The organism is Microbacterium deferens, from assembly GCF_045517775.1.
Lineage (GTDB): Bacteria > Actinomycetota > Actinomycetes > Actinomycetales > Microbacteriaceae > Microbacterium.
Genome location: NZ_JBEUWT010000001.1, coordinates 254,136 through 277,209 on the forward strand (window position 1 = coordinate 254,136; position 23,074 = coordinate 277,209).

At 68.5% G+C, this 23,074-nt stretch carries 21 protein-coding genes and 2 tRNA genes; 9 read left to right on the forward strand and 14 right to left on the reverse strand.

Going from position 1 to position 23,074, the window contains the following annotated elements; genetic code table 11:
- Nucleotides 1-95: 95 nt before the first annotated feature.
- From ABTU82_RS01200 to ABTU82_RS01215, 4 genes are read right to left on the reverse strand one after another with little or no spacing between them, the layout of a single operon-like run.
- Nucleotides 96-1,652, reverse strand: coding sequence for a dipeptide ABC transporter ATP-binding protein (locus ABTU82_RS01200; protein ID WP_407171150.1), 1,557 nt, complete (start codon nt 1,650-1,652; stop codon nt 96-98).
- Nucleotides 1,649-2,461, reverse strand: a complete 813-nt coding sequence (locus ABTU82_RS01205; RefSeq protein WP_407171152.1) for an ABC transporter permease — start codon at nt 2,459-2,461, stop codon at nt 1,649-1,651. The genes ABTU82_RS01200 and ABTU82_RS01205 overlap by 4 nt, the downstream gene beginning before the upstream one ends.
- Entirely contained in the window at nt 2,458-3,441 is a 984-nt protein-coding gene (locus tag ABTU82_RS01210) for an ABC transporter permease (RefSeq protein ID WP_116646429.1), read from the reverse strand. The genes ABTU82_RS01205 and ABTU82_RS01210 overlap by 4 nt, the downstream gene beginning before the upstream one ends.
- 31 nt (nt 3,442-3,472) lie before the next feature.
- A complete protein-coding gene (locus tag ABTU82_RS01215; RefSeq protein WP_116646428.1) occupies nt 3,473-5,086 on the reverse strand; it encodes an ABC transporter substrate-binding protein in 1,614 nt (537 codons plus the stop codon).
- Between the two features lie 124 nt (nt 5,087-5,210).
- Here ABTU82_RS01215 and ABTU82_RS01220 point away from each other — a divergent pair, with 124 nt between their 5' ends.
- From ABTU82_RS01220 to ABTU82_RS01245, 6 genes are all read left to right on the forward strand, one after another.
- Nucleotides 5,211-5,762 (forward strand): GNAT family N-acetyltransferase, encoded by a 552-nt coding sequence (locus ABTU82_RS01220; RefSeq protein ID WP_407171155.1) that lies wholly within the window; start codon nt 5,211-5,213, stop codon nt 5,760-5,762.
- A 98-nt stretch (nt 5,763-5,860) separates the two neighbouring features.
- Complete coding sequence (gene valS, locus ABTU82_RS01225) at nt 5,861-8,434, forward strand: valine--tRNA ligase (RefSeq protein WP_407171156.1); 2,574 nt, start codon at nt 5,861-5,863, stop codon at nt 8,432-8,434.
- 1 nt (nt 8,435) lies between these two features.
- Nucleotides 8,436-8,708 carry a hypothetical protein gene (locus tag ABTU82_RS01230; RefSeq protein ID WP_116646425.1) on the forward strand — a complete coding sequence of 91 codons (273 nt, stop codon included), beginning with the start codon at nt 8,436-8,438 and terminating at the stop codon, nt 8,706-8,708.
- A 32-nt stretch (nt 8,709-8,740) separates the two neighbouring features.
- The gene (locus ABTU82_RS01235) at nt 8,741-9,178 is read left to right on the forward strand and encodes a helix-turn-helix transcriptional regulator (protein ID WP_407171158.1); all 438 of its coding nucleotides are present in this window, start codon (nt 8,741-8,743) and stop codon (nt 9,176-9,178) included.
- 10 nt (nt 9,179-9,188) lie between these two features.
- Nucleotides 9,189-9,602: a VOC family protein gene (locus tag ABTU82_RS01240; RefSeq protein ID WP_407171160.1), complete on the forward strand. Its 414-nt coding sequence runs from the start codon at nt 9,189-9,191 to the stop codon at nt 9,600-9,602.
- Nucleotides 9,603-9,983: 381 nt separating this feature from the next.
- Nucleotides 9,984-12,029: a M3 family metallopeptidase gene (locus ABTU82_RS01245; protein WP_407171162.1), complete on the forward strand. Its 2,046-nt coding sequence runs from the start codon at nt 9,984-9,986 to the stop codon at nt 12,027-12,029.
- A 51-nt stretch (nt 12,030-12,080) separates the two neighbouring features.
- Here ABTU82_RS01245 and clpX read toward each other — a convergent pair whose 3' ends face one another.
- The 6 genes from clpX to ABTU82_RS01275 form a co-directional block, all read right to left on the reverse strand.
- Nucleotides 12,081-13,349 (reverse strand): ATP-dependent Clp protease ATP-binding subunit ClpX, encoded by a 1,269-nt coding sequence (clpX, locus tag ABTU82_RS01250; RefSeq protein WP_116646422.1) that lies wholly within the window; start codon nt 13,347-13,349, stop codon nt 12,081-12,083.
- A 166-nt stretch (nt 13,350-13,515) separates the two neighbouring features.
- Complete coding sequence (locus ABTU82_RS01255; protein WP_116646421.1) at nt 13,516-14,187, reverse strand: ATP-dependent Clp protease proteolytic subunit; 672 nt, start codon at nt 14,185-14,187, stop codon at nt 13,516-13,518.
- Between the two features lie 31 nt (nt 14,188-14,218).
- Complete coding sequence (locus ABTU82_RS01260) at nt 14,219-14,806, reverse strand: ATP-dependent Clp protease proteolytic subunit (protein ID WP_116646420.1); 588 nt, start codon at nt 14,804-14,806, stop codon at nt 14,219-14,221.
- Between the two features lie 80 nt (nt 14,807-14,886).
- The gene (locus ABTU82_RS01265; protein WP_407171165.1) at nt 14,887-15,381 is read right to left on the reverse strand and encodes a tetratricopeptide repeat protein; all 495 of its coding nucleotides are present in this window, start codon (nt 15,379-15,381) and stop codon (nt 14,887-14,889) included.
- 66 nt (nt 15,382-15,447) lie between these two features.
- Nucleotides 15,448-16,875: a trigger factor gene (gene tig / locus ABTU82_RS01270; protein ID WP_407171166.1), complete on the reverse strand. Its 1,428-nt coding sequence runs from the start codon at nt 16,873-16,875 to the stop codon at nt 15,448-15,450.
- Nucleotides 16,876-16,951: 76 nt separating this feature from the next.
- Nucleotides 16,952-17,025: transfer RNA gene (locus ABTU82_RS01275), tRNA-Pro, on the reverse strand.
- 153 nt (nt 17,026-17,178) lie between these two features.
- On the opposite strand from ABTU82_RS01275, the gene ABTU82_RS01280 reads away from it, so the two are divergent.
- Nucleotides 17,179-17,252: transfer RNA gene (locus ABTU82_RS01280), tRNA-Gly, on the forward strand.
- 54 nt (nt 17,253-17,306) lie between these two features.
- Complete coding sequence (locus tag ABTU82_RS01285) at nt 17,307-17,453, forward strand: hypothetical protein (protein WP_407171168.1); 147 nt, start codon at nt 17,307-17,309, stop codon at nt 17,451-17,453.
- Between the two features lie 14 nt (nt 17,454-17,467).
- Here ABTU82_RS01285 and ABTU82_RS01290 read toward each other — a convergent pair whose 3' ends face one another.
- Together ABTU82_RS01290 and ABTU82_RS01295 are read right to left on the reverse strand one after the other, a co-directional pair.
- Nucleotides 17,468-18,022: a gamma carbonic anhydrase family protein gene (locus ABTU82_RS01290; RefSeq protein WP_116646417.1), complete on the reverse strand. Its 555-nt coding sequence runs from the start codon at nt 18,020-18,022 to the stop codon at nt 17,468-17,470.
- Nucleotides 18,023-18,089: 67 nt separating this feature from the next.
- Nucleotides 18,090-20,243 carry an acyltransferase family protein gene (locus ABTU82_RS01295; protein ID WP_407171172.1) on the reverse strand — a complete coding sequence of 718 codons (2,154 nt, stop codon included), beginning with the start codon at nt 20,241-20,243 and terminating at the stop codon, nt 18,090-18,092.
- 149 nt (nt 20,244-20,392) lie between these two features.
- Here ABTU82_RS01295 and ABTU82_RS01300 point away from each other — a divergent pair, with 149 nt between their 5' ends.
- On the forward strand, nt 20,393-20,884 hold the full coding sequence (locus ABTU82_RS01300) for a Dps family protein (RefSeq protein ID WP_116646415.1): 492 nt from the start codon (nt 20,393-20,395) through the stop codon (nt 20,882-20,884).
- Between the two features lie 53 nt (nt 20,885-20,937).
- Here ABTU82_RS01300 and ABTU82_RS01305 read toward each other — a convergent pair whose 3' ends face one another.
- The gene (locus ABTU82_RS01305; RefSeq protein WP_407171175.1) at nt 20,938-22,431 is read right to left on the reverse strand and encodes an amidohydrolase; all 1,494 of its coding nucleotides are present in this window, start codon (nt 22,429-22,431) and stop codon (nt 20,938-20,940) included.
- A complete protein-coding gene (locus ABTU82_RS01310; protein ID WP_407171177.1) occupies nt 22,428-23,063 on the reverse strand; it encodes an FMN-binding negative transcriptional regulator in 636 nt (211 codons plus the stop codon). Before ABTU82_RS01310 ends, ABTU82_RS01305 begins: the two co-directional genes overlap by 4 nt.
- Between the last annotated feature and the right edge of the window lie 11 nt (nt 23,064-23,074).

Sequence of the window (23,074 nt, forward strand, 5' to 3'; positions counted from 1 at the left end):
CCTGCCCCGCCCGGTTCTACTGACGCGACTCGGGAGTCGACGCGTTCTTCCGGGAGCTCCCCGGTGATGGCCGGATCGAAACTCGTCCTCGAAGTCTACGCGTCTCGCCCTGCCGCGGCATCCCGCGGCAGGGCGGCCGCGAGCAGCTCGCGCGTGAACGGGTGGCGCGCGGCGCCGAACACCTCCGCCGTCGGTCCCGCCTCCACCACGGAACCGTCCTGCATGACGAGCACGTCGTCGGCGATCGCCGCGATGACGTCGAGGTCGTGCGAGACGAACACCATCGTGAGTCCCCGATCGGCCTGCAGCCGGCGGAGGAGGGCGAGGATGCGCTCGCGCACCGTCGGATCGAGCGCCGAGACGGGCTCGTCGAGCACGAGTACGTCGGGGTCGGTGGCGAGAGCACGCGCGATCGCGGCGCGCTGACGCTGCCCGCCCGACAGGCGAGAAGGGCGCCGACGCCCGAGCGCAGCCGAGAGCCCCACCTCTTCGAGGAGGGCCGCGGCCGCCGCCGAGCGACCGGCACGCGGCACGCGGCCTGCCGCGAGTGCTTCGCGCAGCGATCGATCGATCGACCAGCGCGGGTCGAACGCGGCCAGCGGGTTCTGATGCACGAGCTGCACGCGGCGACGAAGACGCGCCTCGTGCGCGCGCGTCCATCCGACGCCGTCGATCTCCACGGTTCCGCCGTCGGGCCGCTCGACGCCCACGATCATCCGCGCGAGCGTGGTCTTGCCCGATCCCGATTCGCCGACCACGCCGAGCGTGCGGCCTCGGTGCAGCGCGAACGACGCGTCTCGCACGGCGGGTCGGTCGAAGGTCTTCGATAGACCGCGCGCGACCAGGAGCGCGGGGGCGCCGGTCACCGGGGTCGCGACCCGCGACTCGTGGCCCGACGCCGCGACGAGCTCACGGGTGTACGGATGCTGCGGGGAGTCGAGCACGTCGACGACGGCTCCCTCCTCGACGAACCGCCCGTCGCGCATGACGGCGACGCGATCGGCGACCCGTCGTACGGCGGCGAAATCGTGGCTCACGAAGACCACCGCGACGCCCTCGTCGGCGATGCGCCGGAGAAGATCGAGCACCTTCGCCTGCACCGTGGCATCGAGCGCGGTCGTAGGCTCATCGGCCACGATCACCACCGGGTCCGCCGCGAGCGCGGAGGCGATGAGCGCACGTTGCCGCAGCCCGCCCGACAGCTCGTGCGGGTACTGGTGCGCGCGTCGGTCTGGATCGGGCATCGCGACCCGCGAGAGCAGTTCGGCGACCCGCGCACGGCGGGCGGCCCGCGGCATCCGGTGCTCATGGATCTGCAGTGCCTCGCCGACCTCGGAGCCGACCCGCCGCAGGGGGTCGAGCGAGACGAGCGCATCCTGTGAGACGAACGCGATCCGAGCTCCTCGGAGGCGGCGCCACCCGCGCTCGCCGAGGCGGCGCGCATCGACGCCGTCGACGGTGAGTTCGTCGGCGTCGACGCGGGCGCCCTCGGGCACGAGGCCCAGGAGCGCCCGGGCCGTGAGCGACTTGCCGGCTCCCGACTCGCCGATGATGGCGAAGCACTCGCCCGCCGCGACCGTCAGGTCGACCCCCTCCACGACGGGGGCGTCACCGAAGGCGATCCGCAGACCCGCCACCCGCAGAACGCTCATGAGGTCCTTCCCTCCGCGCGTGCGCGCACGATGCGTCCGACCACGCTCGCGGCGAGCACGGTGAGGGTGATCGCCGCGCCGGGGAAGACCGCGACCCACCAGGCCTGGCCGATCACGTTACGGCCGCCGGCGAGCATCAGTCCCCATTCCGGTGTCGGCTCGGTCGGCCCCAGCCCGAGGAAGCTGAGCCCGGCGGCGGCCAGGATGCTGGAGCCGATCCCGATCGTGGCGAGCACGCTCAGGGAGCCGACCACGCCCGGCACGACGTGGCGGGTGAAGGCCAGCGGCGCCGGCACGCCCAGGATCCGCGCGGCCTCGACATGCTCGGCGCCCACGAGGGTGCGGGTCCGGGAGCGGGCCTGCCGCACATAGACGGGCACGGCTGCGATCGTCACGGCCACCGCCACGTTCGCGGAACCGGGGCCGAGGACGGCGACGACGACGAGGGCGACGAGGAACTCGGGAAAGGCGAGCAGCACGTCGGTGACGCGCATGGCGACCCCGTCGACGGCCCGGGGGGCGATGCCCGAGAGCGAACCCGCCACGACCCCGACCACGAACGCGAGGCCCGTGGCGAGAAGGGCGATGCTGACGGAGGCCGCGGCTCCGTACACGACACGGGAGTACACGTCGCGCCCGCTCTGATCGGTGCCGAACCAGTGATCGGTGCTGGGGGGCAGAAGAGCGGACCGCACGTCGGTGAGCACCGGATCGTGAGTGGCGAGCAGGTGGGGGGCGAGCGCCGCCACCGCCACCGTCGCGAGCATGACCACCGCCGCGGCGAGGGCCACGCGGCGCGCGCGGCTCACGCGGTCACCTCGGGGCGTCGCGCCCGCACCGACGGCGTGCGTCGCAGCCGCGGGTCGATCAGCGGATACGCGAGCTCGACGAGGAGGTTGACGACGACGAAGACCGCCGCGCTGAGCAGGATCACACCGGTGACGACGGGGAGATCGCGGTCGGTGATCGCGGTCAGTGTGACCCGGCCGATCCCCGGCCGGGCGAAGACCGTCTCGACCAGCACCGCGCCTCCCAGCAGCGACCCCACGAAGTAGGCAGCGAGGGTGATGGCGCCGCTCGCCCCGTGGCGCAGGGTGTGGCGCAGGGTCAGTCGGGTCCACCCTGCCCCGCGCGCGCGAACGGTGGTGGCGAACGGTTGCCTCTCGGCGTCTTCCATCCCGTCCCGCAGCACCTGCCCGAGCAACGCCGCGACGGGGAGAGCGAGCGTGACGGCGGGGAGCACGATCGTGGCCGGATCCCTCGATCCCGAGACGGGGAACCATCCGAGCCCGAACGCGAAGATCGTCAGCAGCAGCAGCCCGATCCAGAAGACCGGCGACGACAGCACCACCAGCTCGACCGCCGCGGCGGCCGTGCGCGCGGGCACGGAGCGCGCGAGGAGGGCGACGGCGAGGGCGAGCACGATCGCGAAGACCAGCGCGAGCGACGTGAGCTGAACCGTCGCGCCGAGCTGGCGGCCGATCACCTCGGTCACGGGCATCCGCAGCTGATAGGACTCGCCGAGATCACCGCGCAGAAGCTGCCCGAGATAGGTCAGGTACTGCTCCAGAACGGGGCGATCGAGGCCGAGATCGGCTCGCAGGGCGTCTTTGACCGCGTCGCTCACCTGCGCCTGCGGGCCGAGCATGACGTCGACGGGGTCGCCCGGGATCAATCGAAAGGCCACGAAGGCCACCGTGGCCGCGCCCCACAACACGAGCACCATCGAGACGACGAGGCCGCCCGCGCGCAGCAGAATGCCGCGCGCGGTGCGCGATCGTGCGGTCATCGTGTCCCCCGCGCCCGGTCGGGGCGCCCGATCAGCGGACGGTGACGTCGAAGAACAGCGGACGTCCGTACAGGTCGTAGCTCAGCCCTGACACCGTATCGCCGACGGCCGTGATCAGCGCGGGGCTGTACAGCGGCACGATCGCAACGTGCTCGCCGTTCCACTGCTGCAGTTCGCCGTACACCGCCGCCCGCGCGTCAGGGTCGACCGTGGCCACACCCGTCTCGAGCAGCTCATCGATCGCAGGATCGGAGACCTGCGAGGCGTTCTGGAAGCCATCCGTGTGCAGGTGGCTGCGCAGCAGGTCGGGATCGACGCCCGAGAACCCCCAGTCGGTGAGGTCGAAGGTCTTCGGGCCGTACTGCTCGTTGTATGCGCCCGGTTCGAGCACCTCGCGTACCAGATCGAAACCCACGGCTTTCAGGTCGGACTGGATGGTGTTCGCCAGCGCTGTCCGGTCGTCGGGAACGGGCGTGTACGCGATCCAGCGTGCCGACAACCGCTGGCCGTCCTTGGTGCGGTAGCCGTCAGCATCCCGCCCCGTCCATCCCGCCTCGTCGAGCAGCTGGTTGGCGACGTTCGGGTCGAAGGGCCAGGTGCCCTCGAGAGACGCGTCGTACCCCGGTGTCGTCGCACCGAGGATGCTCCATGCGCGCGGGAACTGCCCGTAGAAGATCTCCTCGACCGCCGTATCGATGTCGATCGCACGGCTGAACGCCTGGCGAACGCGCTCGTCGGCGAAGACCCCGTACTTCTCGTTGAGGTACAGCGAGTACGGCAGACCCGGGTACTCCTTCGCCTCGACGGTCAGCGGTTCGCCGAGGTCCTTGGCCAGGTTGGGGGGCAGGTTGCTGGCGAGATCGGCCTCGCCGCTCTCGACGACCCCGGCCCGAACGGTGGCTTCCGGGAGGATCTCGACCCGCAGCGTGTCGAACCCGGGCGCCCCATGACTCTCCGGGGCCCACGCGTACGCATCGTTGCGCGTGTAGACGATCTCCTGGTCGGGGGTGTACTCGGTCAGCTCGAACGGACCGGTGCCGACGGTCACATCCGGGCCGCCGGCTTTGAGCAGATCAGCCGAATCGGAGAGCACCGCGGGCGAGTAGAACCCGAGCAGCGCCGTGCTGGCCGCCTGGAGGAACGGTGCGAACGGCTGAGTGAAATCGACGCGAACGGTGTACTCGTCGACGACCTCCGTACCGGCATAGAACTCGCCGCCCAACATCGTCGCCGCCTGTGCCGACGCCGTCGCCGGGTCGGCGATGCGGTCGAAGTTCGCCTTCACGGCGGCGGCGTTGAACGGCTCGCCGTCATGGAACACGACATCGTCGCGCAGACGGAACGTGTAGCTAGTGCTGTCGTCGGAGATCTCCCACGACTCGGCGAGCCAGGGCGAGTACGACCCGTCCGGTTCTTCGAACACGAGCGAATCGAGCACGACCCGCTGCACCATGGCCGACACGTCGAGCTGGCTCGTCTGCGGGTCCATGTGGCCCGCCGACAGATTCGCCCCTTCGATCGCCCAGACGACCTCGCCGCCCGCCGCTTCGTCGTCACCGGGCGCTGCGCAGGCGCTGAGCGCCAAGCCGGGCACGAGCGCGATCGCCGCAAGCGCGACAAGCCTGCGGGAGAAGGAAGAAGGCATGCAGGACCTCGGTCTCGATTCGGAGGGGAAGAGGCAATTCTATCCAGTTCTTGGACTGGGTGGATCAACGCCCGACGTCGACCGGGTCGTTCTGCGCCGTGACGCGCCGCTCTATCGTCGGAGGATGACGCGCCCTCTGCCCGCCACCGACCGGCTGCTCCTTCGCGAGATGGGCCCCGACGACCTCTCGTCGCTCACGGCCATCATGGGTGACGCCGAGACGATGACCGCCTACGAGGGGCCGTTCGACGCGACCGAGATCGCCACCTGGCTCGCTCGATCGCAACAGCGCTACGCCGACGACGGTTTCGCACTCTGGGCGGTGACTCTGCGGGAGACGGGCGAGATGATCGGCCAATGCGGACCGACCCGCCAGCTCATCGACGGGCGATCCATGGTGGAGATCGGCTATCTCTTCGACCGCCGTTGGTGGCACCGCGGATTCGCGCTGGAGGCCGCCCGGGCCTGCCGCGACTGGGCTTTCCGCAACCTGCCTGTCGACGTGGTGTGCTCCAAGATCCGCGACACGAACCTCGCCAGCATGAACGTCGCGATCCGCAACGGCATGTCGGTGCGTCAGCGCACCGTGACCCACTACCGCGGCGTCGACATGCCCCACCTCGTCTTCGAGATCACGCGGGACGAATGGATGCTGCAGCTGAGGCCCGAGCCCTGACACCGAGCGGGAATGACTCCTGCGCACCCGCCGGTAGACTGGCGGCGACCCACACTCAGGCACGCTCACACAGTGCCGCACATACCGAGGAGCTCTCGATGTCCGACGCGCAGATCCCCGACAAGCCCGTACTCGAAGGCCTCGAAGCGAAGTGGGATGCGGCATGGACCGCAGCCGGAACCTACGACTTCGATCGCGCGAAGGCCGCCGAGGTCGGACGCGCCGGCGTCTTCTCGGTCGACACTCCCCCGCCCACCGCATCGGGGAGTCTTCACATCGGTCATGTGTTCAGCTACACGCACACCGACGTCAAGGTGCGCTTCGAGCGCATGCGCGGGAAGACCGTGTTCTACCCGATGGGCTGGGACGACAACGGTCTGCCGACCGAGCGGCGTGTGCAGAACTACTACGGCGTGCGGTGCGACCCGTCGCTGCCCTACGACGCCGACTTCACTCCCCCGTTCGAGGGCGGCGACAACAAGAGCACGAAGGCAGCCGACCAGCGCCCGATCAGCCGCCGCAACTTCATCGAGCTCTGCGAGAAGCTGACCGCCGAAGACGAGAAGGCGTTCGAGGCGCTCTGGCGCGATCTCGGCCTCAGCGTCGATTGGACGCAGACCTACCGCACGATCTCCGGCGACACGATCCGCACCAGCCAGTCCGCGTTCCTTCAGAACCTCGACCGTGGCGAGGCGTACCAGGCGCTCGCTCCCACCCTCTGGGACGTCGACTTCCGCTCGGCTATCGCGCAGGCGGAGCTCGAGGATCGTGATCAGCCGGCCGCCTACCACCGCCTCGGCTTCCACAAGGTCGACGGCTCGGGCGATGTGCACATCGAGACCACCCGTCCCGAGCTGCTCGCCGCCTGCGTCGCGCTCGTCGCACACCCGGATGACGAGCGTTACCAGCCGCTGTTCGGCACGACGGTGCGCACCCCGCTGTTCGACGTCGAGGTGCCGGTGCTCGCCCACCCGCTGGCCCAGCCTGACAAGGGCTCCGGCATCGCCATGATCTGCACCTTCGGCGACGTGACCGACATCATCTGGTGGCGCGAACTCGATCTGCCCAACCGCACGATCATCGGCAAGGACGGCCGCATCGTCGCCGAGGCCCCCGACGCGATCGAGACGGATGCCGCGAAGGCCGCCTATGCCGAGCTCGCAGGCAAGACCGTGTTCAGCGCCAAGAAGCGTGTGGTCGAGCTGCTGCAGGAGTCCGGTGAGATGGAGGGCGATCCCCGCCCGTTCACGCACGCCGTGAAGTTCTTCGAGAAGGGCGACCGTCCGCTCGAGATCGTCTCGACCCGTCAGTGGTATCTGCGAAACGGCGCCCGCGACGAGTCGCTGCGCGAGCGCCTCCTCGGACTCGGCCGCGAGATCTCCTGGCACCCCGACTTCATGCGCGTTCGCTACGAGAACTGGACCAACGGCCTCACCGGCGACTGGCTCGTGTCGCGTCAGCGGTTCTTCGGTGTGCCGATCCCGGTCTGGTACGCGCTCGACGAGAACGGTGACCGCGACTACGCCCGCGTGCTGACGCCCGATGCTGCGTCCCTGCCCGTCGATCCCACGACCGACGTCCCCCCGGGGTACACCGAAGACCAGCGAGGCGTGCCGGGTGGTTTCGACGCCGAGCGCGACATCTTCGACACGTGGGCGACGTCGTCGCTCACCCCGCAGCTCGCCGGCGGCTGGCAGCGCGACGAAGACCTCTGGAAGCTCGTCGCCCCGTTCGACCTCCGCCCGCAGGGGCAGGACATCATCCGCACCTGGCTGTTCTCCACCCTGCTGCGCAGCGCGCTGCAGGACGACCGCTCACCGTGGTCGGACGCCGCGATCTCCGGCTTCATCGTCGACCCCGACCGCAAGAAGATGTCGAAGTCGAAGGGCAACGTGGTCACCCCGGCCGACGTCCTCCACCAGCACGGTTCGGATGCCGTGCGCTACTGGGCGGCGTCGAGCCGCCTGGGCACGGACGCCGCCTTCGACCCACAGAACCCGACCCAGATCAAGATCGGGCGGCGCCTCGCCATCAAGATCCTGAACGCGGCGAAGTTCGTGCTGTCGTTCCCGGTGCCCGATGACGCCGAGGTCACGCACGCCCTCGACGCGTCGATGCTCGCGACGCTCGACCAGGTGGTGCGTGATGCGACGAAGGCCCTCGAAGCCTACGATCACGCCCGTGCCCTGGAGATCACCGAGTCGTTCTTCTGGACCTTCTGCGACGACTACCTCGAACTGGTGAAGGAGCGCGCGTACGACCAGACCGACGTCGGACAGGCATCGGCCGCGCTCTCGCTGAGGGTCGCGCTCTCGACGCTTCTGCGCCTGTTCGCGCCGGTCGTGTCGTTCGCCTCGGAGGAGGCCTGGTCGTGGTTCAACGAGGGCTCGGTGCACCACGCCGAGTGGCCGGTACCGGTCGGCTCCCCGGGCGACCCAGCAGTACTGAGCGCCGTCGGCGAGGCGCTCATCGGTATCCGCCGGGCCAAGACCGAGGCGAAGGTCTCGCAGAAGACCGTGGTGGCCGTCGCCACGGTCGCCTCCCCGCATACCGCTGCGCTGAAATCGGCCGAGGGCGACCTCAAGGCCGTCGGCCGCATCGAGACGATCGTTTTCGAAGACGCCGAGACGACCGCCGTCACGGGCATCGAACTCGCCCCCCAGGAGGCCTGATATGCAACTCGGTACACGCTGGACCTCAGGATCCACTCCCCCGTCGGCGGTCCCGGCCAGCCTGCATGCCCAGATCGCCGCGGTCGAGAACTCGCTCCCGGCCGACCAGTTCGGCCAGCCGGCACCGCGGTGGACGCTCACCTGGCTCGAGGGGCGTCCGGTCGTCGAGCTCGATACGGGCATCATCGTCACGCTGGATCGTTCGGGTGAGGCGGTCGTCACGCACGACGAGCACGAGCAGTTCTCCGACCGGGACTACTCCGGACAGGACTGACCGTCGGGCCGAGGTTCTGGCACGATGGCGGCATGGCCAGCATCCCCGACCCGCGGCTCGATGAGCTGACGCGGCTTCGAAGGGTGCGCGACCGTATCGACCGCGAGCACGGCCGCCCCCTCGACGTCGAAGCCCTCGCTCGCGGGGCGCACATGTCGGCGGGCCACCTCAGTCGCCAGTTCCGTCTCGCCTACGGCGAATCGCCCTACGCGTACCTCCTGACACGGCGCATCGAGCGCGCCATGGCGCTGCTGCGACGCGGCGACCTCTCGGTGACCGAGGTGTGCTTCGCGGTGGGTTTCTCCTCGCTCGGCACGTTCAGCACGAGGTTCACCGAGATCGTCGGCACGTCGCCGAGCGTCTACCGCCGCGAAACGGCGGGGATCGCTGCGGAGCTGCCCAGCTGCGTCACGCGATTCGTCATGCGACCGGTCAGGAATCGAGAAGCGTCCGTCGTGCCGGCGCTCTAGCGTGAGCGACATGGACATCACGATTCGCGAGTCATACCTGCCGCACACCGATCCCGAGGCGTCTGTGCGGTTCTACCGCGACCTCCTCGGTTTCGAGGTGCGTACCGACGTCGGGTACGAGGGGATGCGGTGGCTCACCGTCGGTCCGGCCGGACAGCCGGACACCGCGATCGTGCTGCACCCGCCGACGGCCAACCCCGATCTCACCGAGGAAGAGAGCCGGATCCTGCTCGACCTCATCGCCAAGGGAAGCTACTTCGGCATCAACCTCGCGACGCCCGACCTGCTGGCGACCTTCGAGACGCTGGAGGCATCGGGGGTCGAGATCGTGCAGGAGCCGACCGAGCAGCCCTACGGCATCTTCGACTGCGCGGTGCGCGACCCCGCAGGCAACATGGTGCGCATCCAGCAGCCCCGCTCCTGATCAGCCCGGCCGAGAGCGCCGCCACGGCGGGATGTCACCGCGGCATCCGTTGCATGGCGACCGAGCCGCGTGTTCGCGGTGGACAGGATCACCGCATCGCGCCACTCGGCCGTTTCCGCGTCGATCCCGCGTTCGGAGAATTCCGCCAGCTGCTCGTGACGGTTGCGGAGAAACTCGCTCATCACCATCTGCCAGACGGCCCTCCCCGCCGGCGTCTTCATCGCATCGGGGTTGGTCAGCTCGATTCCCCCCCGCCTTCCCCGCGAGAACAGACCGCGTTTTCGATGTCGGGGCCCTCCGCGCGCTCGCGCATCCGCTGCGTATGCGCATCTTCGACATGCCCGCAACGGCGGTCATCGACCTCCGACGTAGGGTGGACGAATGGCTGCTGATAACCCCTTGCTGCGCCCGCCCACCCTTCCCTTCGGGCTTCCCGACTACGGGTCGATCGACACGGATCACTACCTTCCGGCTTTCGCGGAGGGGTTCTCCCGGCACCGCGGCGAGGTCGAGCGCATCGCCACGAACACCGATGCGCCGTCTTTCGAGAACACGATGGTCGCCCTGGAAAAGAGTGGAGAACTCCTTGGACGGGTGGCCAGCGCCTTCTATACGATCGCCTCCGCGGATGCCACGGCTGCAGTGCAGGAGATCGAGGAGGCCCTCGCGCCCCAGATGTCTGCCCACCACGATGCGATCGAACTCGACGTGCGACTGTTCGATCGCGTGCGTACCCTTCACGATCAGCTCGGCGATCTCGACCTCTCCGGAGAGCAGCGCTACCTCGTCGAGCGTCGCTTCCGCGAGATGTCGCGTGCCGGAGCCGGCCTCGGCGAGACCGACAAGACGCGGCTCACGGCCGTCAACGAACGGCTCGCCATCCTCACCACCACGTTCGAGAAGAACCTTCTCTCCGATACGAACGCTCTCGCCGTCGTCTTCGACTCCGCCGCCGAGCTCGACGGACTCAACGCGGGCCAGTTGTCGGCCGCCTCGCAAGCGGCGTCGGATCGCGGCCTCGACGGTCGGTACGTCGTGACACTCCCCTTGTTCACCGGACACCCCTACCTCGCGGCCCTGACGAACCGCGAGAGTCGTCGCCGCATTCTCGACGCATCCCGGTTGCGCGGCCGCCACCCGGGCGCGCATGACAACCGTCCCGTGCTCCTCGAGATCGTGCGGCTCCGCGCCGAGCGGGCGGCGCTGCTCGGTTTCGACAGCCACGCCGCCTACGTGACGGCGGATGAGACGGCCGGCTCACCTGCTGCGGTGCACGACCTGCTGCGCCGCCTCGCCGCTCCCGCCGCGCGCAACGCGCAGGTCGAACGCGAGAAGCTGCGGGCCATCGCCGCCGCCGACGGCGTCGAGGTCGAAGCCCACGACTGGGCGTTCTATACCGAAAAAGTGCGTCAGGCCGAGTACGACCTCGACACCGCTGCGCTTCGACCGTGGTTCGAGGCAGAGCGCGTTCTGAAGGACGGCGTCTTCTTCGCGGCCGAGAAGCTCTACGGCATCACGATCTCCGAGCGCCACGATCTCGCCGCCTATCACCCCGAGGCCCGGGTCTTCGAGGTGACGAACCCCGCCGGTTCCGCTCTCGGCCTGTTCATCCTCGACCTCTACACCCGCGACACCAAACGCGGCGGGGCCTGGATGAACTCGATCGTGGTCCAGTCCGTCCTGCGGGGCGCCTCGCCCGTCGTCGTGAACAACCTCAACGTCAACCGCCCTGCCGCCGGCCAGCCCGCTCTGCTCTCGCTCGACGAGGTCACCACGCTGTTCCACGAGTTCGGGCACGCTCTGCACGGGCTGTTCGCGACGGTCACCTATCCGTCGTTCGGCGGTACTGCTGTCTTCCGCGACTTCGTCGAGTTCCCCAGCCAGGTCAACGAGATGTGGATCTTCTGGCCCGAGGTGCTGGCGAACTACGCCCGCCACCACGAGACGGGCGAGCCGCTCCCTTCCACTGTGGTCGCCAAACTCGCGGCGACGGAGGCCTTCAACCAGGGCTTCGCGACCAGCGAGTACCTCGCCGCATCCTGGATCGATCAGGCGTGGCATTCCCTGTCGGCCGCGGAGTCGTCGCGAGAGATCGATGTGGCTGACTTCGAACGAGCGGCTCTCGCCGATATCGGCCTCGACGAGCCGACCGTGCCACCGCGCTACTCGTCGACCTACTTCGCGCACGTCTTCTCGGGCGGCTACAGCGCGGGCTACTACTCGTACATCTGGAGCGAGGTGCTCGATGCTGACACCGTCGAATGGTTCCGTGAGAACGGCGGGCTGACGAGGGAGAACGGCGACCGCTTCCGCGACCGCCTGCTCGGCGTCGGCGGGTCGAAGGACCCGCTCGAGGCTTACCGCGACTTCCGTGGGCGAACCGCCGAGATCGCGCCGCTCCTGAAGCGCCGCGGCCTGGAGGACTGAAAGTGAAGAGCGGCCGGGAATCCCCCGGCCGCTCTCATCTTCGCGATGTCGTCAGGCGCTCTTGCGCTTCTGCTCGAGCACCATCGTCGGGGCGGCGCCGTCCTCGACGCAGGCCCGCGTGATGATGACCTTCGAGACATCGTCGGACGACGGCACGTCGAACATGATCGGTCCGAGGACGTCTTCGAGGATCGCGCGGAGACCGCGTGCACCGGTCTTGCGCCCGACGGCGCGGTCAGCGATGGCGAGCAATGCGTCGCGCTCGAACTCAAGCTCGACCCCGTCGATCTCGAACATGCGCTGGTACTGCTTCACGAGCGCGTTCTTGGGCTCCGTGAGGATCTCCATGAGCGCGTTCTGGTCGAGCGGCGATACCGACGCGACCACGGGAAGACGCCCGATGAACTCGGGGATCAGTCCGAACTTGTGGAGGTCTTCGGGCAGCACTTCGCTGAACAGGTTCAGGTCTTCACCCTTGCTGTGCAGGGGGGCGCCGAAGCCGACACCGTGCTTGCCCACGCGCGCCGAGATGATGTCTTCGAGACCGGCGAACGCACCCGCCACGATGAACAGGACGTTCGTCGTATCGATCTGGATGAACTCCTGGTGCGGATGCTTGCGGCCGCCCTGCGGCGGCACCGACGCAACAGTGCCCTCGAGGATCTTCAGCAGTGCCTGCTGCACGCCCTCGCCCGAGACGTCGCGGGTGATCGAGGGGTTCTCGGCCTTGCGGGCGATCTTGTCGACCTCGTCGATGTAGATGATGCCGGTCTCAGCGCGCTTGGTGTCGAAGTCTGCGGCCTGCAACAGCTTCAAGAGGATGTTCTCGACGTCTTCGCCGACGTAGCCCGCCTCGGTGAGAGCCGTCGCATCGGCCACGGCGAACGGAACGTTGAGTCGTTTCGCCAAGGTCTGCGCGAGATAGGTCTTGCCGGTACCGGTCGGCCCGAGGATGAGGATGTTGCTCTTGGCGATCTCGATCTCGTCGGCGCGCTGCTCGGCGGGCTGGATCGTTCCGTGCGCGCGGACACGCTTGTAGTGGTTGTACACAGCGACGGCCAGGGAGCGCTTGGCATCTTCCTGCCCGACGACGTATTCCTCGAGGAACGCGAAGATCTCGCGCGGCTTGGGCAGATCGAAGTCGGAGACCACGCCGGCGGACGACTCGGCCATGCGCTCTTCGATGATCTCGTTGCACAGCTCGACGCACTCGTCGCAGATGTACACGCCGGGTCCAGCGATGAGCTGCTGCACCTGCTTCTGGCTCTTCCCGCAGAAGGAGCACTTGAACAGGTCGGCGCTCTCACCGATACGTGCCATTGCGGCTCCTCCTCGCCACCACGGGAGCCACTCCCCCGTGCGCACTCACGAGCCTAACCTCTGCCCGCGACATCGGATGGCATTGGAGATCGACTGTTCCTCCCGCCGTCGGCGAACACGACGAAGCCCCCGCCGCGAGCTGCGACGGGGGCTTCGAAGCATCCGATCAGGAGGTGAGTGCCGCCGGAGTGCGCTTGCGCGTGGTCAGCACCTGGTCGATGAGGCCGTACGCCACGGCCTCCTCGCCGGAGAGGATCTTGTCGCGGTCGATGTCTTTGTTGACCTCTTCCGGCGTCTTGTTCGAGTGCTTGGAGAGGGTGGCCTCCAACCAGGTGCGCATGCGGAGGATCTCCGCGGCCTGGATCTCGATGTCGGATGCCTGCCCGTGACCCGACTCGCCCACGGCGGGCTGGTGGATGAGGATACGGGCGTTCGGCAGCGCGAGACGCTTGCCGGGCGCACCCGCGGCGAGGAGCACCGACGCCGCCGACGCCGCCTGGCCGAGCACGACCGTCTGGATCTGCGGCGAGACGTACTGCATCGTGTCGTAGATCGCCGTCATAGCCGTGAACGAGCCGCCGGGCGAGTTGATGTACATGATGATGTCGCGGTCGGGATCCTGGCTCTCGAGCACGAGCAGCTGTGCCATCACGTCGTCGGCCGACGCGTCGTCGACCTGCACGCCGAGGAAGATCACGCGGTCTTCGAACAGCTTGTTGTAGGGGTCCTGGCGCTTGTACCCGTAGGCCGTGCGCTCTTCGAACTGCGGCAGGATGTAACGGCTGCCGGGCATCTGGATGCCCTGGCCGGCCGCGGCTCCGAAGGTGGGGGTGTGCATGTGGGTTCTCTCTCTTTCGCCTTCGGGTGCGTTACTCGGCGGTCGTTCCGCCGCCGCCGGTCACGTCGAGCGCGCTGGAGCGGATGTGGTCGACGAAGCCGTACTCGAGTGCTTCCTCGGCCGAGAACCAACGGTCGCGGTCGCCGTCGGCGTTGATCTGCTCGACGTCCTTGCCCGTCTGGCCCGCCGTGATCTCGGCCAGGCGACGCTTCATGTCGAGGATGAGCTGGGCCTGGGTCTGGATGTCGCTCGACGTGCCGCCGAACCCGCCGTGCGGCTGGTGCAGGAGCACGCGCGCGTTGGGGGTGATGTACCGCTTCCCCTTCGTGCCGCTGGTGAGCAGCAGCTGGCCCATCGAGGCCGCCATGCCGATACCGACGGTCACGATGTCGTTCGGCACGAACTGCATCGTGTCGTAGATCGCCATACCCGCGGTGATCGATCCGCCGGGCGAGTTGATGTACAGGAAGATGTCCTTTTCCTGGTCTTCGGCGGCGAGCAACAGGATCTTGGCGCAGATCTCGTTGGCGTTCTCGTCACGCACCTCTGAGCCCAGCCAGATGATGCGGTCTTTGAGGAGCCTGTCGAAGACGCTGGTTGCCATTAGTGGTTCGGCCATGAATACTCCTGATTCCTCGGGGTCGGCTTCGAATCTACCGGCGCGGTTTCAGGCCCGAGGTCGTGTTCGCCGTGGGCAGATCAAGCGTGTCCATTCACGATCTCCTCGGCGTAGCCCCGCACCGACCGCGTGTAACGCGGGAGGTGCGGGGCGAGCGCACGAAGCGCGACGGATGCCGCGCGGTCGGCCTGCCCCGCCGAGACCAGCGCCAGTGCGTAGAACGCCGCGGCGGCGTCGTTCATCGGCGTGCCGGGGGCGCGTTCGTACTCCTCACGCAGAAGGGCGAGTGCCTCCGGCACCTGACCGAGATTGCGGATCGTGCTCGCGAGCTGGATGGTCGCGCGTGCGCGGCGCTCATCATCCAGCCCGAGCTCGAGCGCGCGCCGGTACATCGTCTCGGCCTCGGACTCCCGGCCGGCCGAGTCGCGGGCACCGGCTCGCTCGAACAACGCCACAGGGTCGTCCTCCGGCCGTTCCGAAGCGAGCGCGTCGATCGCCGTGATCACGTCGTCGGGGGCGAGGGTATCATCCGCCCACACCGCGTCCACGCGGTCCTGCCAGCTCTGCTCGCTCATCGCCCTGCTCCTCCGGGGACGAGAAAGGGGCGGATGCTGCTGCATCCGCCCCTTTCTCGAAGGGTCTTACTCCTTGGCCGCAGCCTTCTTCTTGGCGGGGGCCTTCTTCTTGGGCTTCTCTTCGGCTTCGACCGTCTCGGCGTCGGAAGCGTCTGCCGCAGCATCCGCGATCTCTTCGGCTTCTTCGACGACCTCGGCCTCGGCCTCGGGCTCGTCCTCGATCGCGACGAAGCCGCTCAGGTCGACGGGAGCGCCGTTCGAGTCGACGACGGTGACGCGGCCGAGCGCGACGGCCAGCGCCTTGTTGCGGGCGACCTCGCCGACGAGCGCGGGCAGCTGGTTGCCCTGCTGCAGCGCCTCGACGAACTCCTGCGGAGCCATACCGTACTGGGCGGCCGACTGGATGAGGTACTGAGTCAGCTCTTCCTGCGAGACCTGGACGTTGCCGTCCTCGGCGATCTTGTCGAGGATCATCTGCGTGCGGAACTGCTTCTCGCTCGCTTCGGTGACCTCGGCGCGGTGCTCGTCGTCCTCGAGGCGGTTCTCGCCCTCGAGGTGGTTGTGAACCTCGTCTTCGATCAGCTGCGGGGGAACGGGGATCTCGACCTGCGAGAGCAGCTCCTCGATCAGCTTGTCGCGAGCGGCGGAGCCCTGCGTGAAGGTCGACTGCTGGGCCACGCGCTCCTTGAGGCTGTCGCGCAGTTCGGCGATGGTGTCGAACTCGCTCGCGATCTGCGCGAAGTCGTCGTCGGCCTCGGGGAGCTCGCGCTCCTTCACGGCGGTGATCTTGACCGAGACCTCGGACTCCTCGCCGGCGTGGTCTCCGCCGACAAGCTTCGAGCGGAACGTGGTGTCTTCGCCCGCGGTGAGCGACTCGATAGCCTCGTCGATGCCCTCGAGCAGTTCGCCGGAGCCGACCTCGTACGACACGCCCTCGGCGCGGTCGATCTCGGAGCCGTCGATCGTGGCGACGAGGTCGAGCTCGACGAAGTCGCCGGTGGCCGCGGGGCGGTCGACCGTGACGAGGGTGCCGAAGCGGGCGCGCAGGCTGTCGAGCTCAGCGTCGATGGCCGCCTCGTCGACCTCGACAGCGTCGACGGTCAGCGTGATGCCCTCGTAGGCGGGCAGATCGAACTCGGGGCGCACGTCGACCTCGACATCGACGATGAGGTCGCCGGAGTAGTCCTTGAGCTCGGGGAGTTCGACGACCTCGGCGTTCGGACGACCGATGACGCGGAGGCTGTGCTGCTCGACGGCCGCACGGTAGAACCCGTCGAGGCCCTCGTTGACGGCGTGCTCGACGACGGCGCCGCGGCCGACGCGCTGGTCGATGATGGGGGCGGGCACCTTGCCCTTGCGGAAACCGGGGATCTGCACGTCCTGCGCGATGTGCTCGTACGCGTGAGCGATGCTCGGCTTGAGCTCCTCCGGCGAGACAGTGATGTGCAGCTTCACCCGGGTCGGGCTGAGCTTCTCGACGGTGCTGTTGACCATGCCTGTTCGTTCTCCTCGTGATGGACCGCGCACAGCGCGGCGTTCGGAAGGGTCTGGGGTCTGCGGGGCTCGTTCGTCGGGGCGACAGGATTTGAACCTGCGGCCTCCCGCTCCCAAAGCGGGCGCTCTACCAAGCTGAGCTACGCCCCGGGCGGTGCACGCGGACGTGCGACGATACGGCCCCGAGAAGTCTAGACGATGGGGCCGCCACCACCCGCCGGACGGGGCGGATGTGCAGAACGGGCGTCCGGAACCGGTAGACTTTCGGATGCTGCGGCTGAGCCGCGGATAACTGAAAATCGCGGGGCTGTAGCTTAGTGGTAAAGCCTTAGTCTTCCAAACTAATGATGCGGGTTCGATTCCCGTCAGCCCCTCCAAAGATCATCCATTCGGTTGATGCGCCGCCTCTCCCCCTCGGGTTGGCTGGGGGAATGGACGTTTTCGCCCTCTTCCACCCGACGGCTTCCGACGCGCGCGACGAGTGGCAATCGAAACAGGAGCTCCCCGCTCCCACGCCCACTCCCGGCGATGGTCCGGGGGTCATCCACGGCGGGCGCATCGTCATCGAACTCGGCTGACGCGGCGATCCGCGTCACTCCGGCCGGTCGCCGATCACGTCGGCCGCCGCGCGGTGCTCGTCCAGCCTTGCCCGGTAGACCTCCGCGTTGCGGAGGATCTTCGCCTTCTCATCGTCGGTGAGTTCGCGACGCACCTTCGCGGGGACGCCGGCCACGAGCGATCCCGGAGGGATCACGGCCCCTTCCCGTACGACCGCTCCCCCGGCCACCAGGCACCCTTCGCCGATCACGGCGCCGGAGAGCACCACGCTCCCCATCCCGATCAGCGTCCCGTCACCGATGGTGCACCCATGGACGACCGCGTTGTGGCCGACCGACACGTTCTCACCGATGCGCACAGGATGCCCCTTGTCGACGTGCACGGAGACGTTGTCCTGAAGGTTGCTGCCGGCCCCGATGACGATGGTGTCGCCGTCGGCCCTGAGCACCGCGTTGTACCAGACGCTCGATTCCCGTTCGAGCGACACCGCCCCGATCACCCGGGCGCCCGCGGCCACGAAGGCCGATTCATGAACGAAGGGGACCGCCTCGCCGAGGCGGAGAACACTGGCATCGTTGGCGCTGGTCATCCATCGACCCTACTGACAGACCCCGACGAAGCTCGGCCGCGTCGTGCGATGAGCCGTCCGCATCCGCTCACCGCGTCATGGCATCTCTCAGCGCCGCGGTGATCTGAGGTGCGAGCGAATCGGCGAACGTCACGGTCACGTGGTCCTGGTCGCGATAGATGTTCGCGCCTCCGACCACGGGATGACAGACCTCGTCGTCGCAGTACACGTCGGTGAAGTCGAGGAGCGTGACGAGGTCTTGCCCGTCCGCCGCTCCGCGCAGGGGGTCGTTCTCGACGAGGACGTCGGCCCGGGCACCCGCGCATTCCGCTGCGTCACGCGTGCGCAGGCACTTGTTCGGGTCGGTCTCCCAGACCGGATTGTCGACCACCGTCACCACGGGGATCCCGCGGCCGGTCATGGTCGACCAGGCCTCTCGGTACCCGGCCACCGCTGCGTCGTACGACGAGTCATAGCCGGCCGACGAGTACGGTGTCGTCGCGATCGCCGCGGTGAACACGGCGTCGAACTCCTGCGAATCGAGGCTCTTCTGCACGCCGGCGCGCCAATCGGAGCACGCGTCTCCGAACGCTCCCGGCGTCGACAGGGGCGTCGCGTTCCAGGGGCACGCGCCCTTGAAGAAGGTCGTCAGGTGCCATCCCTCGGCATCCGCAACGCGCTGCATCGTCGAGAGGAGCTGGAAGGCGTGGCTGTCCCCCACGAGAGCGATACGCGGGGCGTCGGGTGCGTCGGAGCCGAAATCGCACTGCTGGGCGCGTGAATCGTTCAGCTGGATGAAGCACTGCTCGTCACCCGGCCGATCGACGCCGGCGAAGCCCGGGGCGGGGAGGATGCTGTCGCCGAAATCCACGGTCTCGCACCCCTGTTCGAGCACCGACGCCGCTCCGAAGCAGTCGGGCGGGTCTTCGCGCAGTTGCGCGAGGGTGGTGACCCCGTCGCGGTAGGTGGTCGCGTTGACGGCCCATGCCCCACCGGCGGCGAGAGCGACGACGAGCATCGCCGCGAGCGAGGTCCACAGCGTCACCTTCGCGGGCCGGGAGGTGAGCACCTTCCAGCTGCGCGTCGGATCTTCGACGAACCTCTTGGTCAACCAGGCGAGCACGAAACAGATGCCCAGGAGGGCGACGCGGTGGTAGATCGTCAGACCCCAGAACGGAACAGACGGGGCGATGACGATCAGTGGCCAGTGCCACAGGTAGAGCGAGTAGGAGATGTCGCCGATGAACTGAGCCGGACGGAGGGACAGCACCCGCGTCGGGTACCACCAGCGCTCGGTGTTCGATGCAGCGATGATGGCCGCGGCGCCGAGCGTCGGGAGAGCCGCCATGTAGCCGGGGAACGGTGTCTGACCGTCGAAGCGGAAGGCGACGAAGAGAAGAACGACGACCCCGCCCCAGCCGAGGACGAAGCTCAGCCATCGATTGCGCACGCGCAGTATCGGCACGAGGGCGATCATCGCGCCGACCCCGAACTGCCACATGCGCGTGAAGGTGACGAAGTAGGCCGGCGCAGGGTTCGTGAGGGTGAAGACGACACAGAAGACGAACGAGGCCACCGAGACGGCGCCGAGCGTGATGAGCACCGTGCGGCGCACGTTTCCGCGGATCCACTTCACCGCGACCCAGGCGGCGAGCAGCATGAGGAGCGGCCAGACCACGTAGAACTGCTCCTCGAGCGACAACGACCAGTAGTGCTGGACCGTTGTCGGTTCGCCGCCGTGGTTGAGGTAGTCGGCCGACGTGAAGGCGAGGAACCAGTTCTGCACGTAGAACGTGGAGGCGACGATCTCCTGCACCTCGTTCGGGAGCGCCGACGTGGGGGTCAGATAGGGGGACATCGCCACGAGCGCGCAGACGAGGAGGACGAGCAGCGATGCCGGCAGCAGACGCCGCGCGCGGCGCGCCCAGAATTGGCCGAGCTTCACCGTCCCGGTCGCGGCGAGCTCCCGCATGAGGTGACCGGTGATGAGGAACCCGGAGATGACGAAGAAGATGTCGACACCGACGTAACCGCCCGGAAGACGAGCCGGCCAGAAGTGATACAGCACGACGAAGAGCACCGCGATCGCCCGGAGCCCCTGCACGTGCGGCAGGAAACGAGACGGCTCCGCATGCTCGGGCGAGCGGTCGGACCGAAGCCTCGCCCGCGTGGCGACGGGCTCACCGAGGTTCTGCGGTCCGGAGCGGGAGTCGGCGCCGGAGCGAGAGTCAGCGGAGTGCACCCCTCGACGGTAGTCGACGGCGCACACAGACCCGGGAACGACGCGTGTTTACGCGGGCGTAAGCCGAGCCTCAGCTTGCTTGCGGAATGCGGGGGGCTGAGTAGCGTTGGCATCCATAGGGGCACGATGTGCCCAGCATGGAGGCGAAAATGACTGACATCCACACCACTTCCGAGACCGCGACGGTCGCCGACCCCACGATGGCCGCCGCCACCGCCCAGTTCCTCTCCCCCGTCGTCCTCGGCCTCGAGGCACTCGTCGTCAACGGCAAGCAGGCGCACTGGCATGTGCGCGGCGCGAACTTCATCGGCGTCCACGAACTGCTCGACACGATCGTGAGCCACGCTCAGGCTTGGTCCGACCTTGCCGCCGAGCGCATCGTCGCCCTGGGGCTGCCCATCGACTCGCGCCTGCAGAGCGTCGCGTCGAAGGCGAAGCAGACCAGCGTCCCCGCCGGGTTCGCCCCGTCCGACGTCATCATCCGTGCGGTCCTCGCCGACATCGACGCCGTCCTCGGAGACCTGCAGGCCGCTGTCGACGGACTCGACGAGACAGACCTCACCAGCCAGGACGTCGCGATCGAGATCAAGCGGGGCCTCGACAAGGACCGCTGGTTCCTTTTCGCGCACCTCGCCGCGTAACCACGCACTCTACGACGAAGGGCTCCGGGTCGATCCCGGAGCCCTTCGTCGTATCACGTGCAGTGCGTCAGCCGCCCGCCCAGCAGCGTCGCCGAGACCTGCATGCCGCGCAGTTCGAGTTCGGACGCGCCCAGCGGGTCGTTCTCGCAGAGGGCCAGATCAGCCAGGGCCCCAGGCTCGATGCGCGCACCGCCGCGCGAGCCACCGGCCGTCGACGCGGCCAGCGCGACCGCCGCGTCGATCCGTTGCTCGGGCCGCCAGGGTGTTCTGCCGTCCCGGGTGCGGTACACCGCGCCCGCGATGGCGGCCCAGGGATCGAGCGGCGAGACCGGTGCGTCCGACCCGAGGACGAGGTTGACACCGGCGTCGGCGAGAGCCCGCAGCGGGTAGGCCGTCGCGGTCTGGGACGCCCACATCTCGTCCGTGACGTCGCGGTCGTCTATCGCGTGCTCGGGCTGAACGCTCGCCGTGACGTCCAGACGGGCGAACCGCGGGACGTCGGCCGCGGCGACCAGCTGCGCATGCTCGATCGTTCCGACCGCGCCGGTCGCCGCGAACGCATCGAGGGCGTGGGAGTTCGCGACGTCTCCGATCGCGTGGATCGCGCACTCCAGCCCCGCACCGGTCGCACGCATCATGAGATCGGTGAGGGTTGCGGGATCGACGGTCAGCACGCCCCGGTTGTGCGGGTCGTCGGAGTACGGGTGCCCGCACGCTGCCGTCCGCGTACCGAGCGAGCCGTCGGTGATCACCTTCAGCGGCCCGGTGCGGATGAGGCTGCCCGCCGAACCTCGAACCGGATCGCCCGTCCGCAGCCCCTCGGCGATCGCGCGGTCGAGATGCTGCGGGTAGATGCCGTAGCGCACGCGCAGCACGTCGAACCCCGCGGCCGCGCGCCGCATCCACGGCTCGTCGTTCCACGTCATGTCGAGGTCGACCATCCCGACGACGCCGCGGGCCGCAGCCGCTCGCGCGGCTTCCTCTACCAGCCGATCGCCCCCGAGCGGATCCGCGGCGTTCAGCCGGCGCGAGATCTCGAAGGCGTCCTCCTCCCGGAGGAACCCCGAGGGGTCAGCGGGGAATCCCTCCCGGGCGAAGGCCGCAGTGTTGAGCCACACGCTGTGGACGTCGGCATTGATGAGGTAGGCCGGCTGGTCACCGGTCGCCTCGTCGAGCAGCGCGAGCGACGGCTCATCGGGCCACAGCGCGTCGCGGAACCCGACGCCGATGCGGCGTCCGTCGATCGGCGTCGATGCCGCCATGATCGTGACCGCCTCGCGCGCGGTCGTCGCATGACCCAGGTCGATCCGCCGGGAGACCAGAGCCCACTGCAGCGCGTGCACGTGGTGGTCCCACAACCCGGGGATGAGCCACGAGCCGTCTGCATCGACGACCTCGCCCACCGCACGCAGAACCCCGGTGGGCGCGATGTCGACGATGCGTCCGGCGGCGATGAACACGTCGAAGGCGCCGTCGTGCGGCAGCACCTCCCGTCCCGCTCCGGCGATGCGGGCAGCACGGATCGTGCCGATCTGCGCCCCGATCATCGCTGCACGCGCGCGTCCGCGGCGCGCCGCATCTCGGCGGCGAGCTCGGGCTGCGCGTACGCCCCGGCGCCGCTGAGCTCGGCGATGATGGTCTCGACCACATCGGGCGTCTTGTTCTGACTCAGCTTCCGCTTCGCGACGATCCTCGTGGGCGTCATCCGGAATCCGACGGTTCCTCTTTCGAGCCGCTCGACGAAGGTGTCGTCGTTCGGTCTCTGCCACAGCATCCGCGGCTCGGGCACCCGCCGCTCGAAGTGCTCGACCAGTCGGTCGAGCACGCGCAGGTTCTCTTCCGGCGCGAGGATCTCGGGGACGCCCGTGAGGTGGGCCGACACGAAGTTCCAGGTGGGGACGGCGGCCGCGCCGCCGTACCAGGACGGCGAGATGTATCCGTGCGGGCCCTGAACCACGAGCATCAGCTCGCGCTCACCGAGCCCGAGAATCAGGTCGTCGGGCTTGCCGACGTGCCCGACCACGGTGAGGTCGTCGCGATCCTCGTCGAGCAGGACCGCGTAGTGGGAGGCGACGAGACCGTCGTCCGTACTGCTCACGAGGGTCATCCAGGGGTTCCGCTCGATGAGACGACGCAGCTCGCCCACATCGGTCATCGCGAAGCTCGGGTTCTGCCGCATCCGCTCAGCCT